The 24,714-nt window shown below is 52.4% G+C and carries 22 protein-coding genes and 1 riboswitch; of the genes, 2 read left to right on the top strand and 20 right to left on the bottom strand.

The window, feature by feature from the left end; translation table 11 throughout:
- Positions 1-23: 23 nt before the first annotated feature.
- From OCV63_RS03345 to OCV63_RS03315, 7 genes are all read right to left on the bottom strand, one after another.
- Positions 24-1,061: a DUF5692 family protein gene (locus OCV63_RS03345; protein WP_158362011.1), complete on the bottom strand. Its 1,038-nt coding sequence runs from the start codon at positions 1,059-1,061 to the stop codon at positions 24-26.
- 33 nt (positions 1,062-1,094) lie between these two features.
- A complete protein-coding gene (locus tag OCV63_RS03340; RefSeq protein WP_158362010.1) occupies positions 1,095-1,439 on the bottom strand; it encodes a hydrogenase maturation nickel metallochaperone HypA in 345 nt (114 codons plus the stop codon).
- Between the two features lie 18 nt (positions 1,440-1,457).
- Complete coding sequence (locus OCV63_RS03335) at positions 1,458-4,244, bottom strand: FAD-dependent oxidoreductase (RefSeq protein ID WP_158362009.1); 2,787 nt, start codon at positions 4,242-4,244, stop codon at positions 1,458-1,460.
- Between the two features lie 30 nt (positions 4,245-4,274).
- Positions 4,275-4,952, bottom strand: coding sequence for a hydrogenase nickel incorporation protein HypB (hypB, locus tag OCV63_RS03330; RefSeq protein WP_158362008.1), 678 nt, complete (start codon positions 4,950-4,952; stop codon positions 4,275-4,277).
- Positions 4,949-5,506 (bottom strand): TetR/AcrR family transcriptional regulator, encoded by a 558-nt coding sequence (locus tag OCV63_RS03325; RefSeq protein ID WP_158362007.1) that lies wholly within the window; start codon positions 5,504-5,506, stop codon positions 4,949-4,951. Before OCV63_RS03325 ends, hypB begins: the two co-directional genes overlap by 4 nt.
- Before the next feature lie 178 nt (positions 5,507-5,684).
- Positions 5,685-6,506 (bottom strand): CPBP family intramembrane glutamic endopeptidase, encoded by an 822-nt coding sequence (locus OCV63_RS03320; RefSeq protein ID WP_158362006.1) that lies wholly within the window; start codon positions 6,504-6,506, stop codon positions 5,685-5,687.
- Between the two features lie 13 nt (positions 6,507-6,519).
- On the bottom strand, positions 6,520-7,377 hold the full coding sequence (locus OCV63_RS03315) for a putative manganese transporter (RefSeq protein WP_262670625.1): 858 nt from the start codon (positions 7,375-7,377) through the stop codon (positions 6,520-6,522).
- Between the two features lie 185 nt (positions 7,378-7,562).
- A riboswitch (THF riboswitch) is annotated at positions 7,563-7,671 on the top strand.
- A gap of 107 nt (positions 7,672-7,778) precedes the next feature.
- On the opposite strand from OCV63_RS03315, the gene OCV63_RS03310 reads away from it, so the two are divergent.
- Positions 7,779-8,354 (top strand): folate family ECF transporter S component, encoded by a 576-nt coding sequence (locus tag OCV63_RS03310; RefSeq protein ID WP_262670624.1) that lies wholly within the window; start codon positions 7,779-7,781, stop codon positions 8,352-8,354.
- 237 nt (positions 8,355-8,591) lie between these two features.
- Here the strand turns inward: OCV63_RS03310 and OCV63_RS03305 are convergent, their stop codons facing one another.
- The 9 genes from OCV63_RS03305 to OCV63_RS03265 form a co-directional block, all read right to left on the bottom strand.
- Positions 8,592-9,272: a Spy0128 family protein gene (locus OCV63_RS03305; RefSeq protein WP_158362004.1), complete on the bottom strand. Its 681-nt coding sequence runs from the start codon at positions 9,270-9,272 to the stop codon at positions 8,592-8,594.
- A 6-nt stretch (positions 9,273-9,278) separates the two neighbouring features.
- Positions 9,279-10,028: a class B sortase gene (srtB, locus tag OCV63_RS03300; RefSeq protein ID WP_262670623.1), complete on the bottom strand. Its 750-nt coding sequence runs from the start codon at positions 10,026-10,028 to the stop codon at positions 9,279-9,281.
- Positions 10,029-10,031: 3 nt separating this feature from the next.
- Positions 10,032-11,117 (bottom strand): DUF7601 domain-containing protein, encoded by a 1,086-nt coding sequence (locus tag OCV63_RS03295; protein WP_158362003.1) that lies wholly within the window; start codon positions 11,115-11,117, stop codon positions 10,032-10,034.
- Between the two features lie 38 nt (positions 11,118-11,155).
- Positions 11,156-11,653 (bottom strand): signal peptidase I, encoded by a 498-nt coding sequence (gene lepB, locus OCV63_RS03290; protein WP_158362002.1) that lies wholly within the window; start codon positions 11,651-11,653, stop codon positions 11,156-11,158.
- Positions 11,640-13,709, bottom strand: a complete 2,070-nt coding sequence (locus OCV63_RS03285) for a DUF7604 domain-containing protein (protein ID WP_262670622.1) — start codon at positions 13,707-13,709, stop codon at positions 11,640-11,642. The genes lepB and OCV63_RS03285 overlap by 14 nt, the downstream gene beginning before the upstream one ends.
- 330 nt (positions 13,710-14,039) lie before the next feature.
- Complete coding sequence (locus OCV63_RS03280; protein WP_158362000.1) at positions 14,040-14,846, bottom strand: sirohydrochlorin cobaltochelatase; 807 nt, start codon at positions 14,844-14,846, stop codon at positions 14,040-14,042.
- 32 nt (positions 14,847-14,878) lie between these two features.
- Positions 14,879-15,526 (bottom strand): DUF3786 domain-containing protein, encoded by a 648-nt coding sequence (locus OCV63_RS03275; protein WP_158361999.1) that lies wholly within the window; start codon positions 15,524-15,526, stop codon positions 14,879-14,881.
- A gap of 37 nt (positions 15,527-15,563) precedes the next feature.
- Entirely contained in the window at positions 15,564-17,495 is a 1,932-nt protein-coding gene (gene acsV / locus OCV63_RS03270; RefSeq protein ID WP_158361998.1) for a corrinoid activation/regeneration protein AcsV, read from the bottom strand.
- A gap of 139 nt (positions 17,496-17,634) precedes the next feature.
- Positions 17,635-18,693: a PTS sugar transporter subunit IIC gene (locus OCV63_RS03265; protein ID WP_158361997.1), complete on the bottom strand. Its 1,059-nt coding sequence runs from the start codon at positions 18,691-18,693 to the stop codon at positions 17,635-17,637.
- A gap of 281 nt (positions 18,694-18,974) precedes the next feature.
- Here OCV63_RS03265 and OCV63_RS03260 point away from each other — a divergent pair, with 281 nt between their 5' ends.
- Positions 18,975-19,418 (top strand): hypothetical protein, encoded by a 444-nt coding sequence (locus OCV63_RS03260; protein WP_158361996.1) that lies wholly within the window; start codon positions 18,975-18,977, stop codon positions 19,416-19,418.
- A gap of 92 nt (positions 19,419-19,510) precedes the next feature.
- Here OCV63_RS03260 and OCV63_RS03255 read toward each other — a convergent pair whose 3' ends face one another.
- The 4 genes from OCV63_RS03255 to acsB all read right to left on the bottom strand — a co-directional run bounded on the left by OCV63_RS03255 (position 19,511) and on the right by acsB (position 24,660).
- Complete coding sequence (locus OCV63_RS03255) at positions 19,511-20,281, bottom strand: Cof-type HAD-IIB family hydrolase (protein ID WP_158361995.1); 771 nt, start codon at positions 20,279-20,281, stop codon at positions 19,511-19,513.
- A gap of 27 nt (positions 20,282-20,308) precedes the next feature.
- Positions 20,309-21,019 carry a hypothetical protein gene (locus OCV63_RS03250; RefSeq protein ID WP_158361994.1) on the bottom strand — a complete coding sequence of 237 codons (711 nt, stop codon included), beginning with the start codon at positions 21,017-21,019 and terminating at the stop codon, positions 20,309-20,311.
- Between the two features lie 206 nt (positions 21,020-21,225).
- On the bottom strand, positions 21,226-22,347 hold the full coding sequence (locus OCV63_RS03245) for an aldo/keto reductase (RefSeq protein WP_158361993.1): 1,122 nt from the start codon (positions 22,345-22,347) through the stop codon (positions 21,226-21,228).
- Positions 22,348-22,524: 177 nt separating this feature from the next.
- Complete coding sequence (acsB, locus tag OCV63_RS03240) at positions 22,525-24,660, bottom strand: acetyl-CoA decarbonylase/synthase complex subunit alpha/beta (protein ID WP_158361992.1); 2,136 nt, start codon at positions 24,658-24,660, stop codon at positions 22,525-22,527.
- Positions 24,661-24,714: the final 54 nt, after the last annotated feature.

Here is a 24,714-nt window from a genome sequence, read left to right as displayed (position 1 = left end):
GCCCCTGTAACTGTTCCAAAGCCTTATCTGGTTCTGGCCATTGCCTCCTGATAATCCTTCGTATCCACGAAAATCTCTTCCTTCCACGGATTCTTCTTCTGTACCTTCGCCTGCTTCAGGATATAAGCGAAGCTAAATACGTTGACTGCAAACGCAATCACAGAAATCAGTCCCTGCGCCGTAGGATTCGCGGTAACCGGCATGGTGCTTCCCATTGCCGCGGCTATGCCGCCCTCGCCGTAGACGGAGGTCACCGTAGTGAAACGGCTGGCGTCCTGGAACAGCGGAAATACCTGTGCGAACATGCACCACAGTGCCAGGGTATTGGCACGGTTCTGGATCCAGCCGCCCTTATTCCAGAGAGCCGCCGCAAAGGTGGGTGCCAGAAGCAGCGCCAGACCACAGTACCAGGTATGGGTCGGCAGATTCAGATAGGTATACTGGAAATTCCAGACGTCGTAGGCCAGAATGTATACCCAGATCATATCCGGCCACAGCATATCCTGCTTATTTTTAGAGGAATAAATGCCCCACCAGCCGGTCATACATACGATATTGAAAAGACCTGCCAGGCCATTCAGCACATTCCACCAGCCGCCATACAGCCATACGCCCTCTGAGGACAGCCACCAGCCGCCTGCCAGAGATCCGGCCCGGATAGCGGATTCAAAATCAGAGGCCACCGCGATCAGAATGTTGATTGCCACAATCACAAAGGGGAAGGCTTTAAACCAGTGCGCTTTTCCCAGTTTTCCCCAGTTGTATTTCAGTACCATAAATCCGATACAGCCTGCCGTCGCCGCGTACAGCTTGGCGTAATGGAACCAGCTGTTCATATGTACGTAGGTGTCATTCTGCAGCGCCCACTCTGCGCCCGCCGCCGCTCCGATGTAAATCGCGATAAAATACACCGTCAGCACTGCGGGAAGAATCAGGAAACACGCGATTCCACCCCATTTGGTCCGTCTTGCCACCTCGTTCATCAATACCAGTCCGGTAAAGACCAGCAGCCAGCCCAGCAACTGCCAGCCTGCGGTTTCTCCATAAATCTGAAAAAACATTGTCTCACTCTCCTTTTTCTTATAGCCCGTGAATTATTGCACTTCTATTTCCTTAATGTTGAACTCATTTCCGTGCAGAAGATAGGTCTGCCCGCTGCCGCAAAAGGGGCAGGTTTTCCCATGCTCCACCGTGGGATAGGTTTTCCCACAATCCTCACAGTAGGTAACTGCGGGAAGCGTCTCAACAATAAGTTCTGCTTTTTCAAAAAGCGGCCGTTTCTTCGCCGCCCAGGTCCAGCAGTTCTGGAGATAGGACTCGATCACCGTAGAGACCTCCCCCAGCTCCAGAACCACCTTCCGGACCCTTTCCACATCATTTTCCTGCGCTACCTTCTCCAGCTGATCCATGATGTGAAACGTCACGCCTAATTCATGCATGCCTGCATTCTCCGATCCTTATTTCTTCTTTGCGAATTTTACCTTTACCGACTGCTTTACCATATTCGGAAGAATGTATTTCAGCTTGTCCTCGGAAGCGTGCATAACCGATGCTCCCGGAAGCTCTCTGTGCAGATGGATCGCGTCGAAGACGCACCGGGTCGTACAGATTCCGCAGCCGATACATTGATTTGGGTCTACCACAGAAGCTCCGCAGGACAGGCAGCGGGAGGTTTCCACCTTTACCTGTTCCTCGGTCAGACTGTGGGACAGATCCCGGAAGGTTGCCGCCTGGGCTTTCTCATCTGCTTTTTCCGGAACCTGGCGCTTGGAGGTGTCATAGCTGTCGATGGAGATATTTTCCTTATCCAGCTCCACAAAATCACGGCGGTTTCTTCCGATGGTCAGCGTACAGTTTTCGTGTACATACCGATGCAGGGAAATCGCTCCCTCCCGGCCTGCCGCAATCGCGTCAATGGCAAACTTCGGTCCGGTATACACGTCTCCTCCCACGAAGATATCCGGCTCTGAGGTCTGATAGGTCAGTCTGTTGGCCAGGGCTCCTCCGTTGGGCCGTCTCTTCAGGTCCAGATTGTCCAGCATATTGCCCCAGTCAATGGCCTGTCCCACGGAGAAGATCACATGCTTACAGGGAACCGTAATGGTCTCTTCCTCGTCGTATTCCGGTGAAAATCTGCCCTGCTCATCCAGAACCCGGGTGCACTTCTTGAATACTACCGCTGTCACTTTTCCATTTTCTTCCAGCACTTCCCTGGGACCCCAGCCGCAATGTAACTGAATTCCCTCTTCCAGCGCCTCCCGGATCTCTTCCTCGCTTGCGGGCATACCCGTTCTCTGCTCCAGACAGAACATGGAGATCTTCGCGTCGGTACAGCGGCTGCTGATTCTCGCCGCGTCGATGGCCACATTGCCGCCGCCCACAACGACCACGTCGCCTTCCAGGGCAAAGCTCTCTCTGGCTCCGGCTTCTCTTAAGAAATCCACCGCCGCGTAAGCTCCCTTGGCGTTTTCTCCGGCAATGCCCGGCTTTCTTCCCCGCTGGCAGCCGATGGCCACATAAAAGCCCTTGTAGCCCTGCTCTCTCAGCTCTTCGATGGTAATATCTTTTCCAATCTCCACGCCGCAGCGAATCTCTGCGCCCAGTTCCCGGATCACATCGATTTCTGCCGCCAGAAGATCCTTTTCCAGCTTATAAGAGGGAATTCCGTAACGGAGCATACCGCCCGGCTCCTCGCTCTTTTCAAACACGGTAGGCTTATATCCGTTCAGCGCCAGATAGTACGCGCAGGAGAGTCCTGCGGGACCGGCCCCGATTACCGCGATTTTTTCCTCAAATCCGCCCTTCAGGGAGGGAACGGTCTTTTTCGGAATGTATCTTGTCTCCGCCTTCAGATCCCGCTCTGCCAGGAAGCGTTTTACTTCATCGATGGCTACCGCCTCATCGATGGTTCCTCTGGTACAGGCGTCCTCACATCTGCGGTTGCAGACATGGCCGCAGACAGCCGGAAGCGGATTATCCTTTTTGATCAGCGCCAGAGCCTCCTCATAGCGGCCTTCCTTTGCCAGCTTCAGATAGCCCTGCACCGCGACATGGGCCGGACAGGCGGTCTTACAGGGAGCGGTACCGGTATCATAACAGTTGATCCGGTTCAGATCCCGGTAATTGTGGGACCACATATGCTCGCCCCAGGGCTGTTCCGAGGGAAGCGGCATCCTGGGGTAGGTCACCTGGCAGCCTTCCTTGTCGCACAGCTTCTGTCCCAGCTTTACCGCGCCTGCCGGACAGGCCTCCACACATTTGCCGCAGGCTACGCAGTTGGCCTTTTCTACCTTCGCCACATAAGCAGAACGGGACATATTCGGCGTGTTGAACAGCTGGGAGGTGCGCAGCGCGTAGCAGACATTTACATTGCAGTTGCAGATGGCAAAAATCTTGTCCGCGCCGTCAATATTGGTAATCTGGTGTACGAAGCCGTTGTCCTCCGCTGCCTTTAAAATTTCCAGCGCTTCCTCGCGGGTAATATAGCGTCCGTCCTTCTGGGTTTCCACCACATAATCCGCCATATCGCCCACTGCGATACACCAGCCCTCCGGATCGTCCGCGCAGCCCTCTCCGTGGGTAAGGCGGGACCGACGGCAGGAGCAGGGGCTTGCCGCGTATTTTCCCTCGTATTTGCTCAGCCAGTGGGAAATATGCTCCAGATCTACGGATTCATTTTCCAGCTCAATGGCCTTCTCCACCGGTATGACATGCATACCGATTCCTGCGCCGCCCTCCGGCACGAAGGGCGTAATCTTCTCCAGGGGCAGACGGGACATGTGCTCAAAGAAGGTTCCCATCTCCGGATTGGATTCCAGAATGCTCGCATTCATGTTGAAAAATTCCGCGCAACCGGGCACGTACATGGGAAGCACATACTGCTTTTCGTGTTTCTCATTTTCCCAGTTGTATTCCAGAAGGCCTTTTCGGGACATCTCCTCCAGCATGGCTTCACAGGCCTTCTCCTCCATACCGGAAAGCTTCACAATCTGCGCCAGCGTCTTGGGCTTTCTTACGCCCAGCTTCAGGGCCAGCTCTGCCTCTTCATCGGTCAGGACCCCGGCCAGTCCCCAGTATTCCGGATCGTTTCGGGTAATCTTCTTAAGACCCAGCTTCTGCGGAATCCGGTCGGTAATCTTCTTTCCCAGCTTCGCAATGGGCTCCCGGAACGCCTCGTCAGGATCCGGGGTAAATTCCGGATAGACATACTCCGGATACAACTCTTTGTCCAATTCTTTCTTCATCTTCTTTCCTCTCCCTCATTTCTCTTTTTATCACGCGTTTCCGGTCTTCCATTCCCGCACCTGTCCGGCCAGCCACTCTGTCCATGCGTCCATGCCTTCCCCCATCTTGGCGCTGATAGGAAATACCTTCGCATGAGGATTTCTCTGATGGATAAATTCCTTCACCCGTTCCATATCAAAATCAAAATACGGCAGTACGTCGATCTTGTTGATCAGCACCGCGTCGCAAATCTGAAACATCAGCGGATACTTCAGCGGCTTGTCATGGCCCTCCGGTACGGAAAGGATCATCACATTCTTAGACGCGCCGGTATCAAATTCTGCCGGGCAGACCAGATTGCCCACATTTTCCAGAATGGCCAGATCCACGTCCTCCACGCCCAGGCCTTCGATCCCCTGCCGGGTCATCTCCGCGTCCAGGTGGCACATACCGCCCGTATGCAGCTGAATAGCCTTCACGCCTGTCCCGGCAATGGCCTTCGCGTCCACATCGGAATCGATATCCGCTTCCATTACGCCAATCCGGAGCTGACCTTTTAGCCGCTCAATGGTTCCCTTTAACGTGGTGGTCTTGCCCGATCCCGGCGAAGACATCAGATTCATCAGAAACACACCCTGCTCCTTTAACTCCCGGCGCAGCTTATCTGCCTGCCGGTCGTTGTCCGCAAATACACTTTCCTTGATTTCAAGGATTCTTACTTCTTTCACGCTGCTCTTATCCCCTTCATAATAATCTGAACCATCTCTTCTTTTCCCTGCTCGTAGGTCAGCCCGTTTTTATAGAGAATATCGCTCTCCATAAAACAGGTTACCGTTCCCCGGATCATTGCCATCACCACCGGAACGGAGATATCCTTTCGGATCCTGCCTTCCCGCACGCCCCGCTCCAGATACTGCTCCGCAAGGATCCAGCCCTGGTTCACCGCCTCCATCAGGTATCTGTACTGCTTCGGATACTTCTGGGCCAGCTCAAAGATCCGGCTGAGGCCGATATTGTAATATTTGGTGGGAATCGCGCAGAACAACCGCTCCAGCTTTTCCAGGGTATCCAGTCTATCGTCCTGCTCAATGGCTTCCCTCATATCGGTAAAATCCCGGGCGTACCGGTCGGCAATTCCCACCAGCACATCCTGCTTGCTCTCAAAGATGGTGTAGATGGTTTTTTTACTAATCCCTAATTCCTTCGCCACATCGTTCATGGTAAATTTCAATCCATGCTTCGTAAATTCTTCTATGGCTGTATCAATGATTTTCTCTCTCATTCATGCCTCCTTAGGGTGTTTCCCTTTTGCCAAAGGAAACTCGGAAACCAAAAATAGTTTCCCAGTTTCCATCATTGTATCATAGCCCAGGCTCCCGATCAATCCGGAAACATAGACAAAAAAAATGAGAGATGATTGGTGAAAAAGTCATCTCTCAAATCTTATTTCTATTGTATTTTTATCCGATGGTCCGCTCTTTTGTGTCCCGTATCAGTCTCCGCAGGGGCAGCGCCACCAGAAGCAGGCCGAATACCACGAGGCAGATCGCCTGCAGTACCTCAGGTAAAAAGCCCAGGGATCCGGCTACCAGCGGTTCCACAAGGTAATACCCGTTAAACAGCATATGGAAAGCAATTCCGGCCCAGATGGAATGGCAGCGCTGCACCAGATATCCGGCCAGAAGACCTATCAGAAAGGCATAGCTTCCCTGTACCAGGTTGAGATGGGCAATGCCAAAAAACAGAGCCTGCAGGATATTGATCACCCAGAAGGAGGCTCCCGCCCGCTTCAGATATTCGACCGTCAGGCCGCGGAAGATCAGCTCCTCCGCAACCGGGCCGATGATGACCGTCGCCAGGATCGCGGAAATTCCGCTTTCTCCAAGCCCAGCGCCCTCTATCAGATCCGTGTACTCCTGCATGGATTTCGGATCCAGCACCTCCCAGCCGCTCATCAGAATCCCTATCAGAAACTGCGCGCCCACCGCCATCAGAAGTAATCCTGCCAGATCTTTTTTTTGAAACAGCGACGTCTCCCGGATCCCGTATTTCTCCCGCCGCCGTACCACACTGATATAATACCAGAGACCTGCTACGCCAAGCAGCAGTACGTCCGAGATCAGCAATATCGTCATGGTATCGTTCATGTATATCTGTGTTCCCTCTTCCACGCCATATTGCACCATGAACCTTATCATCTGAACCGTAGAAGCCGCAAATTGTATTCCCAACATAACCACCAGCGGCAATATACTCTTTAAGTATCCCCCAACCCTTTTCATAAGTACCTCCTTATTATAAGACAAGCTCCAGCAACAGACCAGCACCTGCGGAAAGCAGATACAGAAGCGCTACAATCCCTATATTCTCCTTCATGGGGTGATTTTCCCGGAACAGCACAGCCAGACCGATGCCTGCTCCGGCGCACAGTCCCCCCATGGCGGAGGCCAGGCTCAAACCGCCGGCCAGATACAGCTCGGTTATCAGAATCGAGGACGCGCAGTTGGGAATCAGGCCCAGAAGCGCCGTCAGAAACGGCTGGAACCAGGTGTCCTTGCCTAAAAAGGTGGTCAGGGCGTCCATACCCACCAGACCCAGCACCAGATTCAGGACCGCCGTAAACAGGAAGATATAGAGCGTCAGCTGAACCGTATGACGCACCGCAGGCTTCACGATACCGCTGTCGTCGCTGCAGCCGCAGCCCCGGCACATATCCCCGATATGCTTATGCTCCTTTTTATTCCGGAACAGGAAATCCAACAGATAGCCGAACACTATTCCGATCGCAATCTTACCCAGGAGAAGCTGCGCGATGACCCGTCCGCTGCCCGGATGGCTAAACAGAATCAGCACCGCCTCATCGGAGGTAGAGAGAAATACGGCCATCAGGGTTCCCAGGGTAATGACGCCGCCGGAATAGAGATTGGCCGCCGTCACCGAGAAACCGCACTGGGGTACGCAGCCGAAGATGGCTCCCGCCAGCGGTCCCGCCTTTCCCATTTTTCCAAGGGCCCGGTTCATATAATTATTGGAATAGTGCTCCAGCGCCTCCAGTATCAGGAACGCAATCAAAAGGAAGGGCACGGTTTTCACCGTATCCAGGAGCGCGTCCAGCAAAGCATCCAGAATCATGGTTACACCTCTTTCTATCACATTTCTACCACATTTCTATCACCAAACATTTGGTTTCTAGGATACCATGTCCTGAAAAAATATGCAAGGAGCAGCTACAAAAGTTTTGTTAATTTTTTGATAATCTTTCTTGCTTTTTTAGGAATCTATGATATAATGTACCTGTTCCGATACAATTCCAGTATCCGCGGACAGAAATAAATAATAGCGAAGTAGGATTTTATGCGTCAAGTGTTCGCAGGCTGGGGAGTCGCCGCGAAACGAAAAGTAGAGTTTCTGACTCGGTCTTACGATATATTATCCGCACCCGTTGCTACAGATGAGTACATCTCATGTGTGGAGGAATCGGGCTTCATAAGCAGTCTCGATATTATTTATTTTGTAACCTGTTTCTCACACATCATTATGGAGGTGTATTTTTTATGCAGTTTTTTTCCAAAGACGCCCTCGCCTTTCGTGATCAGTTTAACAATCTCCGGAAGGTTCAGAGTATCTGCCTCTGCGGTCTGTTCGTGGCCGCTTACGTGGCACTTTCCTTTTTCAATTTAAAGCTTACTCCCTACTTGGAGTTCCGCTTCGCGTTCCTGGCGCTGGCTGCTGCCGCTGCCTACGGCGGACCCGTGATGGGTATGACAGCCGGTATCGCAGGCGATGTGGTCAGCTTCTTTGCTGCCCCCCAGACAGGCCCCTTCTTTCCGGGCTTCACACTCAGCTACGCGATTCTCGGCTTTGCCTTCGGTCTGATCCTATACCGTTCCAAAGTGACCCCGGTTCGTATTTTTGTAGCTACCTTTTTTGAGTTTGTAGAAGCCTGCACCCTGAATACCCTGTGGCTGCATTTCATGTACGGTATGGAATGGAAGTATCTTTTCACCATCCGTCTGGTGAAGTGTATCGTATCCCTGGGTATCAATACCGTGCTGCTCTTCATCTTTATGAAGGCCTTCAGCAAGATTATTTCCAGTGTTCTGACTCCCGCAAGCGCATCCAGATCTTAAATGGGGTGTTGCTATCTATAAAAAGGACCGCATCCGGAAAATCGAATCCCGGCTGCGGTTCTTTTTTCATGGAATTGCTGAAGCAACCACGCCTCGGCGCGAGAATGTACCAATGGCACATTCTTCTGCCTATCGGTATACCGACATGCGCTGTCTGTAGATGCGTTCTTTCTTCTCCCGGTTTGCTGAAGCAACCACGCCTCGGCGCGAGAATGTACCAATGGCACATTCTTCTGCCTATCGGTATACCGACATGCGCTGTCTGTAGATGCGTTCTTTCTTCTCCCGGTTTCTGTTCTTTTTTCCGATGACAATCAGAACTATCACGCCTGCTGCCAGAACTGCAGTCAGAAACCAGACGACGATATTCGCCGCGTCACCGGTCTGAACCGGTCTGACGGAACTCTGATGGTTTCCGGAATCTGAACTGCCGGAGTTCTGGCTCTTCGGCGCGTCATACCGATTTTTAAACCGGATGCCGTCCGCCTTTTCCGTCTTTCCTTCCCGCTTTGCCCAGAGATTCGTTTCCAGTGTACCATTTTCCGTTCTAGTCACCTGCACCGTCACCAGATAGGCCTCCCGGTCATAGGTAAACCGCTCAGCGCTGTCCGTATTCTGGGAAATGCGGTACTGATACTCTCCCGTCCTGGTGTAGGTAATGGGACCGAATTTCAATTCACCGACTCCTTCCCGCTGCCGGATCGTCTCCGCCGGAAGCGGCGCGTCCTTTGTCACAGCGCTCAATGTCGCCATATACGTCTTGCCACCCGGAATATGCCCGCCGCTCACTTCGATCTGCACCGGAATCGTCACGGTGCAGCTATTCTGTGCAGCCTCTGCCCTCACAGGCATCAAAAGCCCCAGAAGCAGGAGCAGAAGCGTCGCCCATTGCCAGACCTTCCTCTTTTTTGCTTTCATAGGTGTCTACACCTCCCTTCCGGCCGGCGTCTCTTCCAGCCAGCCGAATATTACTACACGACCGTTCGTTCCCACATCATCCGCGCAGGTGGAAAGGCCTATCAGGGCTTCTCCGCGCTCCGCTTCCCGATACTGCACCGCTTTGTCCCGGATATGGGACAGAAGCTGTGAAATATCCTCGTCTTTTCCGCTGTGATAAATTTGTTCATCATAGGCGTCCGTCTCCACGCACGCGAAGATGTGGATCGCCAATGTTTTTTCCGGCAGATACAGTGCGCCGTCCGGATGCTCCGTGAAATACTCTTTTTCTGTAAATTTCGCCACATCCCCGAACATGGCCCCATTATCCATATGATGACCATAGAGCAGGCTGTAGCCGTCGGAGAAATCAGGACTGTCTGCGCTGGCCAGAAAAATTGCGCCGGACAGGGAAAATTCACCGTAGACGTCCTGATTGACATAGACCATATCATTTTCCCCCTGCAGCACCGGATAGTCGATGTGCGTGTCCGGTATGGTAATCCAGGCGCACACGTCGGGATTCAACTCCCGAAGCTCGGCGAAGCCTGCGCTTTCTCCGCCTCCTCCCGGTTTATAGTTCCGTAGTTCGGCGGATACAAAGGCGTTTTGGCTCACCCGGTACGTATCCCAGAGGGAATACGTACCGTAGGTCAGCATCAGGAATACCAGCAGGCCTGCCATCACGGTCAGCAGACGGTTTCCAATCCCGGCCGCCCGGGCTGCCGCTCTCCACACGGATTATTCCTCAGACATTTTTTTCTTACGGCCAAAGAAGAAAATCATTGCTGCCGCAAAGGCCAGCATCAGGACATAGGGAGCCACGGTGGTGACTACGCCGCCGGGAATCGCAGCGTCGCGGTGATTATCTACATAGAGCAGACTTCCGTCTTCCGTTACCTGATTTGTATTAGATACCTCTTTGCCTGCCGCGTCTACATACGTCGTGGTATAGCCGTCTACGGTATAATCCTGCTCATTTACCGTATAGGTGTCGCCGGCGGTCAGTCCATAGATGTGGATGGAACCGGTATCCCTGACGGTAAATTCCGCTTCCACGTTGTTCACCAGATGCGTCTCTGTTACCTTGCCGCCCTCCTTCTCTGTGACAACAACCTTATACCATTCGCCCTCTGTGCCTTTTACTTTTACCCTGAACACGAAATCTTTGTTGGTCTCGCCCATATTGCCGGTAACTTTCTTGATGATGTTGATATCGTGCGTGGTGTCGTCATCCTTACCGTAATCATTTGTGAAAATCAGGTCGGCTTTCGTGTCCTTGATTTCATCCCTGTCGTTTTTCACCGGCTTTGTACAGATAATACTTTTTACATACAGGCTGCCTGTTTCATCCCTTAATACAAATGCATATACATCATATACGGTGGTATCATAGACGATTCCCTCGTAGCTTCCTGCCGTCTCCTGCATCCGATAATGGTAGACTCCCGGTGTGTTGAATTTTTCCATATTCCAGGTAATCTCATCCTTACCACTGTAAGAAGCGTCCGGTGTGCTTCCGGACGGCGTGAACGTGATAGTTCCCGCCTTCAGTGTCAGTCCTCCCTCTACGCCGGATAAGACCACATTTCCTTCAAAGGTCGCCTGGTTAGTATCTTTGCTGTGATCCACTGGCGTCAATGTGAAAGAAAAGCTCGTTTTGGGCGCATACGTATGCCCATCCGTGGTCACCACTTTTGTATATTCCATTTTTTCCAGTGGTGTCGCTCCCGTCGCTGCCAGTGCGGTTCCTCCAAAGGTCGTCAAAAGAACTGCTCCTGTCATGACTCCTGCTGCCAATCTGCCTGCGATTCTCTGAAATTTCATCTCGTTTCCTCTCTCTTTCCTGTCTCATTTTATAGTTCTCATAATTCTGATCTGCGAACCGCCGTGATCACGGTTCCCTTTATCTCAGAGTGCTTCACCGGCCCGAAATAGCGGCTGTCTTTGGCTCCCTCCCGGTAATCGCAGAGTACAAAGACCTCATCCTCCTGAAGCGTCACCGGGTAGTCTACCTTTCCATCATATATCGGAGTCCGGTAATAAATGTCGGTTTCCAGAATCTGGGTTCCATTGATGTAAAGTCCATCCTCGCCGGCCACCTCCACGGTATCGCCGCCGCGGGCTACGACACGGCCGATATACTGTCTGCCGTCCCTGCGAAATACGATCACTGAGCGATCCTTCGGCTTTTTCCCAAGCCGATAGTACAGCACCAGATCGCCTGCCTCCAGCTTCGGGCTCATGGAATTGTCTTTCATGGCTGTGACGCCGAAAACCACGCCGAACAGCAGCCAGAAGACTACCATCATCACGCCCAGCCGGATCAGAAAATATTTTACTTCAGCCTTATCGCGTTCCATCGTATCGCCGTCTCCTGTATGCCAGATATGCCAGAGCCGCCATAGTCGCCGTGCCAAGCAGCGCTGCCCATACGCCGCTTCCCAGCTGTCCGCTGAAGCCGAGGCCTGTGGGTACCGGGATATCCACGCCGTCCAGCTTCACTACGGGCATCGGGAACTCCTCTTCCCTCGGAACCGTATCATTCCAGGTGTAAATCAATTTTGCGCTGTCTTCCACATTGGAATAAAAGCCCCAGCCGTCCGCATGGGTTCCTGTATCGTGATCTGCTCTATCCGGATAAGTCTCGTCTGCTTCAAAATACTTCTTGTAGGCCAGCTCCGACGGCGCGATGTGAACTGTGATTTGATAGGTCCAGCCATCGCCCAGTTCGTAGCCCTCCGGGAACTTCAGCCGAAGCCCACGGGTCGCCGGATCATAAACGACTGTCGTTCCCTCCGGTATGCTCTCTTCGCCGCCTTCTGCATTCACCGCTGAGAGTGTGTATACAAGCTCTGACGCATTGGTCAGGGGCTTTCCGTCTTTATTCAACAGCTCTACATTTTCACTGAGGGTATCGGTAACAGTCACATTCTTACAAGAAAGCCTTGTAATCTCACCAGCCATTTCCGAAAATGCTTTTTTCAGCTCTTCCAGACTGCCGCAGAGATATGGCACGTTATTCTCTGTGACTTTACAGCCCGCATTCTTCTCCCCAATCCGTACACTTAACTCTTTTAAAGTGTCCGGATTGATAGCATTTTCGTCTCTTCCGATGCCGATGGCGTAGAAATAATGGATGCCGGTCATTTTATCGGCCTGGGCGTAGGCGGCGCTGGAACAGCTGCCCCAGTTATACTTATTTCCCCACCAATCCTCATCTGCGTCCTCGTCTCCGGATCCTGCCGTTTCTCCGTTCTTATCATAATAAAACGTAGGTTTTCCATCGGACAGGAACAGAATCACCTTTTCTGCATCCAAACGGGCACTTTTACTTTTCAGCTGCTCTGCTCCCTTACGAAGCCCCGCCTGATAATTGGTACCGCCGGACGGCTTATAATCCAGCCTGCCGTCCCCTGCACTGTATCGTTCCTGCGGATTTGTCAGATTCCCGCTTATGGAAAATTCCGCTGCCGGGCTCCAGTCCACACGCGTCTGTGCATCATTCCAGGTTCCGTCATTCTCACTTCCACTGTAAGTCACAATACTGTAATGCACATCCAGCCCATCATTTTTCTCCAGAGTGTCGATCAGCTGCTGAATAGCCAGCTTGGCATTATACCAACGGCTGTTTGTATAGTTTGTTTCTTTATCTCCTCCCATGGAATAGGTCATGGACCCTGACTCGTCCACAATCAAAAGTACATCCAGCTTCCGATCCTGACTGTCGGTATCCACCTTTCCTGTAAATTCCAGAGTCAGATCATAGGTTCCATCCGCCCTCCGATCCGCATATTTCCGATGAGCCAGCGATGGGGCTTCCGGTTCCACAGCCGCCAGATCCAGCACCACCGGCTCAGCCGGAAGGATCTCCTCCGGAACACTCTCTTCCTCTGGAAGGACTTCCCCGGTCTGTTTCTCTGTCTCTGTTTCATTTTCCGCCGGTTTTTCTGCATTCGCCGCGTCCGCTCTCGGATCTGCTGCGGAATCTGTGGGCTGCTGCTCCGGATCGGTCACCTTCGGCTCTTCCTCCGTTCCGGCTTCTCCATTTTCTGTGTTTCCTGTATTTTCATCCGGACTGGCATTTTCATCGTCTTCCTGGGGGTTCTTCGCGTCCATTCCCTGTTCTGCCCCGGTCTCTTCTCCCTCATTGTGACTCGTCTGTCCCGGTTCCACCTGCTCCGTATCTTTCTGCTGTTCTTCCTCCTGCCTGTCCTGTTTTTCGGCTTTCTCTGCCTCTTTCGCCTCCTCGGCCTGTTTTTCGGCTTTCTCTGTCTCTTTCGCCTCCCCGCCCTCCACAGAAACGCTCTTTGCACCTTCCGTCTCTGCCAACACCGGGAAGCTGCTTCCTCCGGCCACTGAAAAAAGCAGCAGAAGCACAAGCAGGAACGCCCAAATTCTTTTTGCTTTTCTCCTCAATTCTCTCATTCTCCTTTTTTCACTGCAAGCTGTCTATTGCCCTCTCTCCCCCTCCTTTCTGTTACTACTTTCCATTCTATGTTGTTTTTTTCCATATTATTACAAATCGCTTTTGAAATCGTTCGTCAGATTCTCCGATTTTGCGACATCATTCCATTCCGCCGCAGTGCGATAATATTTTTTATGTAACAGGGAATTCCATAGGAATTTCCTGTTACACAAAAAAATACCGTATCAACAGAACTTGCTGTTGATACGGTATCTCCGTTTTACCCTATTTATTTTATATTGGACGGTGTTGCTGCCTGTCTGCCTACAATACGCAAATGACTACGCCTGCTCTTCCAAACTCTTTCTCGCCGCCTCTGTATGCGCCACATAGATTTTCCGCACACTGGGGTACTCGCCCAGTCCCTTCAGCACGCAGGATACCTGGTAACCCTCTGCCTCAAACTGGCTCTTCCAGGAATCCTCGTCCTCGCCGGCCATATCGTTGTTCGCGTGATCGCCGGCTACCACCATAAAGGGAGCCAACGTCACCTTCTTCGGTGCCAGCGCCCGCAGCTGCTTTTTCAGGGATTCCATGGAAGGATAAGCCTCCACCGTTCCCAGAAAGCTTCTGGGATAGCCCAGATCCTTGAAGGTATAGTCCAGGGCCGCGTAAACCGTATTGGCATAGTGGGTGGTTCCGTGTCCCATAAATACCAGCGTCTCGTCCTCGCCAACTGCCGGGAACTCTGACATCACCGCCTGCAGCACTGCCGCATTGTCCTCGGTGGTGGTCAGCAGCGGATCGCCAAACGCGATTTTCTCGAAGGCGTCCTGCTTCGCCAGTACATCCTCCTTCATCAGATCATTCTCAATACCGTTGATAATATGGGTGGGCTGCACAATCAGCTCCTGTACGCCGTCCGCGATCATCTGATCCACGGCTTCTGATACAGTGGGAACCACGATGCTGTCCCGCTTTTTCAGTTTCGTAATGATCATCTTGCTGGTCCAGGCCCGGTACAGGGTGTACTCCGGGCAGGCTGCCGCCAGATCTGCCTCGATGCGATCGATGGTCTTTTCCCGGGTCTCATGAAAGCTGGTACCGAAGCTGACCACCAGGATCGCTTTTTTCTTATTCTGTTCCATTTATTTCCAATATCCTTTATCCCGATTTCCGCTTATTTCCCGGCCAGAATCTTCAAGGTCGTGATGGAGATATCTCCCACCACCGCCAGATCCTCCGCCTGGTAAGCGTAGGGGAAATTATCCTCGAAAAGGATCTGGGACGCAGGCGGGAACTCGTCGTCGCCGGTCCAGAGAATAAAGCGCACATGCAGGCCGTTGATATACTCAAACTCGTAGGAAGCGTCGCCCAGGGTCAGCTTCTTTGCGCCAAGCTGCTCCATGGCTGCGCAGAACTTATCCAGCTTGAAGCCGAATGCGAATTTAAGTCTCGTCAGGCATCTGCCCTCAAACTGCCGGAAGTATACTTCCCCCCAGGGAACCTCCCGGTAGGTCAGGTATTTGCCGCTGCTCTTGACCAGCTGGCCGGAAATCAGGAATCGAAGCACACTGATTTTCGCCGCCACCGTATCCAGAAGCAGGAACACGCCCTCTTCCTCCTCGTTCGCTTTATGCACCGCGAACTCCGGATAATCCACCAGATAAGGATATCCCATCAGGCGTACATGAAACTGCTGCTTCTCCTCATCGTATTCCACGCCGCAGCGCTCAGCTGCCTCCTTTGGGTCGATTTTCTGATACTCACTCAGATAGTGCTCGAAGGGGATTCTCTCTTTATTGTCCTTTTCGTAAGGAAATTCCATAGTTGTTAAGTCTCTCTTTCTCGTAATAATTCCGTCTTTATAACTGTCCCATCACCGTCGGGAACAGGGAGCTGTCCGTATGGGGCAGGAAGCAGCAGGCCACAAACTCATCCATGTAGCCCGGCTCGGTGGAAAGCTCCAGATAGGTCATGTTCTGAGCCAGCTCATAGACCTTCTTCTCCGCCTTGGTGGACAGCAGCATGGCGTATGCGCCGCACAGGGAGGAGTTACCGATGTAATGATAGTACTCAATCGGAATATCCGGAAACATACCGATATTCACGGCATTCTGCATATTGATACCGCTTCCGATGCCACCTGCTACGTAGACCTCCTCGATCATGCTGATGTCGAAGTCCAGGCTCTTCAGCATGGTACGGATCGCTGAAAAAATCGCACCCTTGGCACGGATGAAGTTATCGATATCCACCTCTGTGATCTCCACGTCCTTGCTGCCAGCAGCCTCCTCCTCGAAGGCCAGGACATAGCTGCCCATGCCATAATGATCATGCTTCACGCGCTTGCCTTCCCGGACAAATTTGCCCTTGGGGCTGATGATGCCGCAGCGGAACAGCTCCGCAATCACGTCGATGATACCGGAACCGCAGAGGCCGATGGGCTTCTGTCCCGGATCGCCGATAATATCAAAAGTAGGCTCCATGGTCTCCTTATCGATCTTACATGCCTCAATCGCGCCGTCGGTCGCACGCATACCACAGCTGATATCGCCGCCCTCGAAGGCTGGTCCTGCGGAACATGCACAGCTCATCATGAAGTCGGAGTTACCGAATACCAGCTCACCGTTGGTTCCCAGGTCGATGAACAGGGAGAAATGGGGCTGGTTCCAGATCATGCTGACCAAAGTGCCGGCAGTAATATCGCCGCCCACATAGCTGCCGATATTCGGCGCGATGATCACATGGGCGTCCGGATGCACGTTCAGGCGGATGTCAGACGCATAGATGGAATTGGTCTTATAAAAGGCCGGAATATAGGGCTCCATACGCAATGGATCTGCGTTGATACCCAACAGCAGATGGTTCATGGTGGAGTTGCCTCCCACGGACAGCCGGTAAATCTGACGGGAACTTAAGCCTGCCGCCCGGCTCATCTGCTGAATCATCGGGTTCAGGGTCTCGTCGATGATCGCGTCCTGCAGCTTCTTGTGTCCGCCCGGCTTCTGGGACTCGATGATACGGTTAATCACGTCTGCACCGTACCGGATCTGTCCGTTACCGGAGGATGCCTTGGCCAGAATCCTGCCGGTCAGCATATCAACCATAACTGCGGATACGGTAGTGGTACCGATATCGATAGCCAGTCCTGCTGCCACTACGTTGGCTGATTTCTCGAAGACATCATATACGAACACGTGCTCCTTATTCTGGGCAATGACGCACTGTACCTCGAAATCACTGGCCCGCAGCACGTCCGGAAGCTCCATCAGAGTTGAGAACGGAAGCTCGATCTTCTCAATTCCGGTCGCTGCCTGCAGGGCTCTTGTAAGCCGCTCATTGTCCGGCATGGTATCATCCAGGGTCGGTACATCCATCTTCAGATCGATGATACGGATATTATTGCCCAGGGTCAGATCAGCCTCTGCCAGATGCTCCATACAATCGTCAAAAATCTTGATCTCCTGAGGGGAGCTTAAATCTGCCACCTTCATGCGGCTGCGATACGCAGACGCGATATCCGGCACCATGACCTGCACATCGCCAGCTACCGTACTGCAACAGGCCAGACGCCAGCCTTCCGCCCACTCTTCCTCATTGATATGGCGGGTCTTCTTGGAATCCAGCTCGCCTCCCAGCAGCTTCACGCGACACTTTCCGCAGGAGCCGTTACCGGAGCAGGGCGCGTCGATGACCACATTGGACTTTCGCGCCGTCTCCAGCAGGTTCTCTCCTGTCATAGTTGAAACCGTCACTTTTTCGCCGTTTTCAAACTGGAATACTACATTTGCCATTTTTTATCCTCCTGATTTTTTCCCTCTTGAACAAAAAAATCCCTTTGACAAGAGTATAACATACTCTTATCACTTAGTCCAATGTAACTTGCGGATTTTCCCGCTTTCTGTCAGGAGGCGGAATTTCCTATTGTAAATCTTAGTCCAGCTTCAGATCGCCGTCCTTGATCCAGCCCATTTTCCGCTCAATTTCACAGAAAACGGTACTTAAGACTGCCGGAAGTACGAAGCAGATCAGAATCAGGCCCGCCCAGTCAAAGCCGGTGATGGCAGCCCGGGTGCCTGCCTCGATCTCACTCATCCATCCGGTATACACGCCGATCTGTCCTACCAGGCCACAGGTTCCCATACCGCTGGATACGGGCGTTCCGTTCATGGTCATGTGGAAGACGCAGGTGGCAATGGGGCCGGTAATAGCGCTGGCCAGGGTCGGCGCAATCCAGATGCGGGGATTCTTCACGATATTGCCCATCTGCAGCATACTGGTACCGATGCCCTGGCTTACCAGGCCGCCCACGCCATTTTCCTTATAACTCATGACCGCAAAACCCACCATCTGGGCACAGCAGCCAGCTACCGCCGCACCGCCTGCGAGACCGGTAAGCCCCAGGGCCGCACAGATGGCTGCGCTGGAGATGGGCAGAGTCAGCGCCATACCTACCAGTACGGATACGATCATACCCATCAGCAGCGGCTGCAGTTCCGTCGCCCACATAATCAGCTGGCCTACGCTCGAAGCCGCCGCACCGATACCCGGCGCAATCAGCTCTGCCAGACCGACGCCCACGAAGATGGTTACACCTGGCGTTACCAGGATATCGATCTTTGTCTCCTTGCTGACCAGCTTACCACACTCTGCCGCGATAACGGTGATGACCAGGACGGCCAGGGGACCTCCTGCGCCGCCCAGCACATTGGCTGCGTTGCCGACTGCCACTAAGCTAAAGAGTGCCAGGGGCGGACACTGGAGAGCCCAACCGATACTGACCGCCATGGCCGGTCCGGCTACCGCGCTGGCGTAACCGCCCAGTTCGGTCAGATATTCGATTCCCAGCTGCTTGCCCAGAGTGCTCACGATGGTGCCAATCAGGAGGCTGGCAAACAGTCCCTGTGCCATGGCTCCCAGTGCGTCTACCAGATAGCGTTTCACGCTGATTTCCACATTTTTCTTTTTCAGAAAAGCTTTTACATTTTCCATTTTCTTACTCCTCTTTTCTTTCCTGTAACTGTTCTGTACATAAAGCCTTTACATCATACCATACAGGTGACAAGACAGCAAGTATCTAAAACTATTTTGTTTGTTCTTTCTTTTTGTCCGCTTCCATCGAATTATGTGGAAATATGTGTATTTATCAGAATTATTCAAGAAATCTTCAGAATTTATAACGATATTCTAAATATTTTATCATAATTTTGTAATATTTTTTTGTTAAAATACTACATATGAAAGAGAACACATATCGTAAATGAGGTGAGCCTATGAAAAAATTTTCCCTTTGTATTCTGGCCGGACTGCTGGCCCTGGTTCTTTTCCTGAACCCCATTTCCGTAAAAGCTGAAAATCCGGCAGAGGAAAACACTCCGACTGTCTCCTTGACTTATACTTCTCTGGAAGAATCGGAAAAATGGATTCTCGATGAGGTTCTTTCAGATTATGTATCTGAGCATGTGGTAGATATGGAAGAAGCTTCCGTCCCCTGTACCATCGGCGAACTGATTGACCGGGGCACCTCCTCCTATCTTTTCTATCAGGATGAACAGGCAGACGGAACCGTTTATACGGCAGCCGGTTATGCTCTGACCCAAGATGGAAGCTACGTATACTTTGAGCTTACTTCCGCTTCCCCATTGGATACCGCGACGGTTGATTTTGAGATTGCAAAAAATTTTGGAAGCAACGGCGATGCCAGTTCCCTTTCTTAAGAAAACAATGGTCTGCCATTCCACATAATGTGCAAAAATCCCGAACTGTCTGAAACATGACAGTCCGGGATTTTTTATCTTGCTTCTGCTTTTTAAATCAGTCCGAAATGTGCAAGGGCATGGGCGATGCCGCCCTCTCCCACCCCGTCGGTCACATAGTCCGCGATGACCTTTACTTCCGGATCGGCGTTGCCCATGGCCACGCCGATACCGGCATACTCCAGCATTTCCATATCATTTTCCCCATCGCCGAAGGCAATAATTTCTTCCCGATCGATGCCATAATGACGAAGCATCCGCTCCATACCCCTGGCCTTGCTGTTACCCGCGGCGATGATATCCACACCGTAGGGATTCCAGCGGGTCATGCGGCAGTGAGGCATATCCACAAGCACCCGATTTACATCCGCCTCATCGGCAAATACATTGACCAGATAGACCGGATTGCCACCGAAGCGGCCGAGTTTTGGCAGTTCTGAGGAAATATCCGCCTGGGTCTTCCGCACCCGATCGTTGATGAAATTGATATAGATCTGTTTCTGCTCCACGAAAGCCACCGGCAGCTCCATTTCTTCAAACCAGCGCAGAGCGCCCTGCATATCCTCCTCAGGAATGGCACATGCGTCTATCAGCTGTTCTTCTTTGTCCAGGCAAATCTGGCCGTTCAGAAGCACATGCCCGTCAAAGGCAAGTTCTGTCACGCCCAGTTCCTGAAGCTCCAGCAGATGCCGTCCGGTACTGGTGAAAATTTTCACGCCGTTTCTCTGTAACTCTGCCAAAGCCCTCTTTGCGTCTGACGGGATCTGCCCGATGCTGTGATCCATCAGTGTTCCGTCAATATCGAAAAATGCTGCCTTTATCATACGTCTTATCCTCTCTTGTCCGAACAGTTACTCCGCGTCCAGAACGACCACGCGGAAGGCTTCATCCTGTTCGTCCAGCCAGAACAGGCAACGGGTTCCGGCGTGGATATCTTCGACACTTAAGATATTGCGGGTGCGGAAGGGCTTCACATTGGCGTTGTCCGGAATTACATAGGTCGCGCCATCAGTGGCCTTCACGGTCAGGTAACTGTTGTCTCCCACTATAGGTTCTTCTGCAATGACTGCATAGTACGGCGCGTCCCCATCCTCTGGAAGATTAACAATCAGCACCTCCGGCGTACACTGAGGCGGCAGAGACAGGGTCATGGCCGGCCCTAAGTAAGCCACGAAGCTGCCTTTTTCCACCTCGGACACGTTCAGGGGCAGGGCGGTCTGGGCATCCACCAGGATGGTATTTTGCGGATCCACCGTCAGGATGATTTCTCCACGGGTTGAGATATCAGACTGATTGTCCACTATAACATCATTTCCGGAAATGTCCTCGATGGTGCCGTAGATGCGCGCAGCTGCCTCTGCCGGTGCATCGTCGCTCTCTCCGTCTTCCGGGGTTACGCCAAAGTCCTCATCGATCGGGGTGTCCGCATCCGGCATGGTCGCCTCCTGATCCGTCGTCTGCCCGCCGTTTGTATCTGCGTCTGTGCCCTTGCTTCCGCATGCCGTCGCCACAGTCAGCGCCACAGTTAATCCCAATAACAATATTATTTTCTTAAATTTCATTGATTTCCTCCTGCAAATAGTTTTCCCGTCGCCTGCCTCTCCCGGACAGGTTAGTCCTATTGTATCAGAAGATTCTGAAAAAAGAAAGCCCGCCCCCGGATTTTCATCTTCCAGTTTCCGGGAACAGGCTTCTATTACGCATCCAGCAGAATCTCTTTTACCGAAAATCCTGTCATTCTGCAGTTTTATATAAGGTTTTGAACGATTTACAGCAGTGCTTCCACTACCTTCTCCAGATTATCGCGGATCGGAATATGCTGGGGACAGACTGTCTCGCACTCGCCGCACTTGATACACTGATCGGCGCGGTTTCTGCCATGGCTGCCTACCAGCCAGTCTTCCTGGTTCAGGGCCAGGTCCTTATCTTTGTATAGAGTCAGATAGTTCATGGCCGTGAAGGAGCCGGAAATTCCGATGTCCTGGGGGCAGACCTTCGCGCAGTAGTTACAGGTGGTGCAGGGGATCAGCGGGATCCTGGCCAGCTCATCCTGCGCCCTTTTCAGGGTCTCTTTCTCTGCATCACTGAGGCCGTGGAAGTCCTTCATATAGGACAAGTTATCCTGCATCTGCTCCACATTGCTCATACCGGACAGTACGGTAATAACGCCTTCCAGGTTTGCCGCGAAGCGAACGGCCCAGGACGCCACGGAGGAATCGGGCTCTGCGGCCTTCAGTACCTGTGCGACGGTCTCAGGCGGATTTGCCAGCATGCCTCCTTTGACCGGCTCCATGATGACTACGGGCTTACCGTGCTTTCTGGCTACCTCGTAGCAGGCTTTTGACTGGATAGCCGGGTTCTCCCAGTCTGCATAGTTAATCTGCAGCTGTACGAACTCCATTTCCGGATGTTTGTTCAGGATCTCTTCCAGCTCTTCCGGTGTGGAATGGAAGGAGAAGCCCACATGCTTGATGAGTCCTTCCGCCTTCTTTTCCTGTACCCAGCTCCAGAGATCAAAATCATCAAAGTAATGGGTCCTGCCCTCTCCCAGATTATGGAGCAGGTAGAAGTCGAAGTAGCTTGCACCGGTCTGCTTTAAGGATGTGTCAAACTGGGCAATGGCATCCTCGCGGGTCTTGCAGTTGATCCAGGCCGCATTTTTGGTGGCCAGGGTGAATCGGTCTCTGGGATAGCGCTCTACCAGGGCCTGGCGGATGGCGTCTTCACTGCCTGCGTAAGCCCAGGCGGTGTCAAAGTAGGTGAATCCGGCTTCCAGGAAGAGGTCTACCATCTGCTTGGTCTGCTCCACGTCGATCTTGCCGTCTTCCAGCTGAGGAAGGCGCATAAGGCCGAAGCCGAGTTTTTTGATGTCTTCGCCTAAATAGCTCATAGGGGGTGCTCCTTTCTTTATTGAATCATATTGACTGACTCTCGCAGTGCCAGCTCGAAATTGCAATGCATTTCCTCGCTGCCGGGCTTGCGCCCTATTAAGAATAAGAAAAATGGGATATTGCCTGCAAGCAGCCAAATCCCACTTTTCTTATTCTTAGCACTGCTTAATGCTTCGCTACATAATCGGGTCAAGTCCCAGTACCGGATGATTCTTCTCCTGCAGGAACGCCATCAGAGTTTCCTCATCGGTTGCTACGGTCTCGTCTGCGATCATATCGGTAAAGTTATCAATACCGTATTTCTCCTTCGCAGACTTATTCAGTCTCTCGGCTACGTCGTCCTTCAGCTCCTTCGGCATCCATACGATACGCTCAAAGCCGCCCTCAGCGCTCATGAACTTCTTGGAGGCGATAAAGTGACGTCCATGACCCATGAAGCCCGGCGTCTGAACTCCGCCGCCTGTCATACTTGCCAGCTCGCCGAAGGTCATGCCAAGAGGCGTCATGCCTGCGTACTCACGGTTGGCAATGATAACGCCATTGGAGAAGGGCTCGATACCGCAGATACACTCGAAGCAGCCGCAGGAGGTCATCGGGTCTTCCATAATGGAGTACAGGGTTACTTTCTCAAGAGCTCCCTGGGTTGCCTCAGCTACCATACGGTTTACGTCCGGGTAAATTCCCTTTACTTCGTCCTCGCAGCCTTCCTTGGAAATCGGCTGGCAAGGTCCGGTGGGATTCAGCTCCTTGGTTGCCTTTGCATCCAGCCATGATACAGCTCCGCAAAGTCCCAGACGCTCCGGAGTTACCACGCAGCAGTGTGACGGCGCGAAGGACTGGCACAGAGTACAGGTGTAGAACTGATCTACGCTCTCATCGGTCAGGGTCTCCAGACGCTCGTCACGCTTCTCATAGGTCGGCATAGCGACGGTATCCAGAAGCTCCTGAACCTTATCGGTATCGGTTACGATGGTAACCTGACATTTATCTACGACGATATCAAACTCGTCCATGATCATATTGTAAAGCACCTCTGCGAAATGGGTCAGGCGGAGTCCTGCCTCATAAGCAGCCTTGCTTACACGAACACGGATCTGATTTCTCTGGCCGGTGTGCATCACACCTTCCATATAGTTGTACCATGCATGGATCTTACGCTCGATAACCGGCTCGAAGTCAGGCTGCATCTTTGCTCCCGCCACCTGTACATAAGTAGCCAGCGCGAAGGTCTGACCCTGCTCCAGCTCGTCCAGATCCTTGCCGACAATGGTAATCTTGTGATCCTCAATCTCATCTGCATTGCAGGTCTGTACCAGCTCGCAGGTGGGCGCCTTATGGGAACTGAACTCTACCTGCATATCGCCTCTACGGATAATCTCACCCTCAAAGGCAGACGCGAAAGCAACCGGAATCGGAAGCTCGGTTACTTTAATCTTAATGTTACGCAGCTCCAGGGACTTCTTCACGGTCAGGCTGTGATCCAGAACAGACTCCAGCGCGCCCGGAACCTGATTCTCGCCCAGATCCACGTCTACGACTACCGGGAAGCCCAGCGCGATAGCACCTGCACCTGCGGATACAACCACCTCATTCAGAGCGCCGAAGGTATTCACGAATGCAGGTACTCTTTCCTTGGTGTATTTTAACAGTCCCGGCAGATCGCCCGGTGTTACATTACCGAAGATCAGAGCCGCGCGGATCGCTACGGTTACGACATGGATGACTGCGGTCACATCGTGTCCCAGCGGAACTACACGGAAATCCAGGCCAATCTTTACGCCGCCCTCTGCGCACTGCTCGATGACGTCGCCAATCAGGAAGGTCATGATACCCTTGCTCTGGTAATCTTTTACAACTGTCACTACATCTTCTGCATGGTCAGCCTTGCCCAGTACAACTGCTACGCCGGGAATATCTCCGGTTACAAGGGGTACGCCCAGAGAACGGATAACCGGGTCCGGTACGAAGCCGATACCGCTGTCCTCTGCATACGGGTCGGCATTATCCACATACTTCAGGGCCTCGATGATCTCTGCTCCCACTGCAGTAGCCAGACCTGCGTTCAGTGCCTCTCCCAGGTCTTCCTTGTTGCTGATCAGGCTTTTCAGTACGCCTACACAAGCCGGCAGATCGCCAAGCTTTGTCACCTTTACGCCGGTAGCAGCGTAGATGGTCGGCAGGAAGTACGCCGTATCCGGCATTGCCACCTTCTTGTCCTCACCGTACTTTGCAATCGCGTCGTTTACAGCACCTTCTGTCAGTCCCGCAACTGCGTTTGAGCCTCCGTAGATTAAATCTGTTAATACGCTCATTTCTTATGTCCCTCCTTGGGTTATGTAACTGTTTCCTTTGGAAATCAGCCTTTA

The organism is Laedolimicola ammoniilytica (assembly GCF_025567165.1).
Taxonomy (GTDB): Bacteria; Bacillota; Clostridia; order Lachnospirales; family Lachnospiraceae; genus Laedolimicola; species Laedolimicola ammoniilytica.
This window is presented reverse-complemented; position numbering and strand designations above follow the sequence as displayed.

Excerpts from the sequence above, each read along its gene's own strand:
- OCV63_RS03305 (WP_158362004.1), bottom strand. The coding sequence starts at position 9,272 with ATGAAAGCAAAAAAGAGGAAGGTCTGGCAATGGGCGACGCTTCTGCTC.
- OCV63_RS03340 (WP_158362010.1), bottom strand. The coding sequence starts at position 1,439 with ATGCATGAATTAGGCGTGACGTTTCACATCATGGATCAGCTGGAGAAG.
- OCV63_RS03310 (WP_262670624.1), top strand. The coding sequence starts at position 7,779 with ATGCAGTTTTTTTCCAAAGACGCCCTCGCCTTTCGTGATCAGTTTAAC.
- OCV63_RS03325 (WP_158362007.1), bottom strand. The coding sequence starts at position 5,506 with ATGAGAGAGAAAATCATTGATACAGCCATAGAAGAATTTACGAAGCAT.
- acsB (WP_158361992.1), bottom strand. The coding sequence starts at position 24,660 with ATGAGCGTATTAACAGATTTAATCTACGGAGGCTCAAACGCAGTTGCG.
- OCV63_RS03265 (WP_158361997.1), bottom strand. The coding sequence starts at position 18,693 with ATGGAAAATGTAAAAGCTTTTCTGAAAAAGAAAAATGTGGAAATCAGC.
- OCV63_RS03320 (WP_158362006.1), bottom strand. The coding sequence starts at position 6,506 with ATGAAAAGGGTTGGGGGATACTTAAAGAGTATATTGCCGCTGGTGGTT.
- OCV63_RS03275 (WP_158361999.1), bottom strand. The coding sequence starts at position 15,526 with ATGGAATTTCCTTACGAAAAGGACAATAAAGAGAGAATCCCCTTCGAG.
- OCV63_RS03260 (WP_158361996.1), top strand. The coding sequence starts at position 18,975 with ATGAAAAAATTTTCCCTTTGTATTCTGGCCGGACTGCTGGCCCTGGTT.
- acsV (WP_158361998.1), bottom strand. The coding sequence starts at position 17,495 with ATGGCAAATGTAGTATTCCAGTTTGAAAACGGCGAAAAAGTGACGGTT.
- OCV63_RS03295 (WP_158362003.1), bottom strand. The coding sequence starts at position 11,117 with ATGAAATTTCAGAGAATCGCAGGCAGATTGGCAGCAGGAGTCATGACA.
- OCV63_RS03250 (WP_158361994.1), bottom strand. The coding sequence starts at position 21,019 with ATGAAATTTAAGAAAATAATATTGTTATTGGGATTAACTGTGGCGCTG.
- OCV63_RS03280 (WP_158362000.1), bottom strand. The coding sequence starts at position 14,846 with ATGGAACAGAATAAGAAAAAAGCGATCCTGGTGGTCAGCTTCGGTACC.
- OCV63_RS03345 (WP_158362011.1), bottom strand. The coding sequence starts at position 1,061 with ATGTTTTTTCAGATTTATGGAGAAACCGCAGGCTGGCAGTTGCTGGGC.
- OCV63_RS03245 (WP_158361993.1), bottom strand. The coding sequence starts at position 22,347 with ATGAGCTATTTAGGCGAAGACATCAAAAAACTCGGCTTCGGCCTTATG.
- lepB (WP_158362002.1), bottom strand. The coding sequence starts at position 11,653 with ATGGAACGCGATAAGGCTGAAGTAAAATATTTTCTGATCCGGCTGGGC.
- OCV63_RS03255 (WP_158361995.1), bottom strand. The coding sequence starts at position 20,281 with ATGATAAAGGCAGCATTTTTCGATATTGACGGAACACTGATGGATCAC.
- OCV63_RS03335 (WP_158362009.1), bottom strand. The coding sequence starts at position 4,244 with ATGAAGAAAGAATTGGACAAAGAGTTGTATCCGGAGTATGTCTATCCG.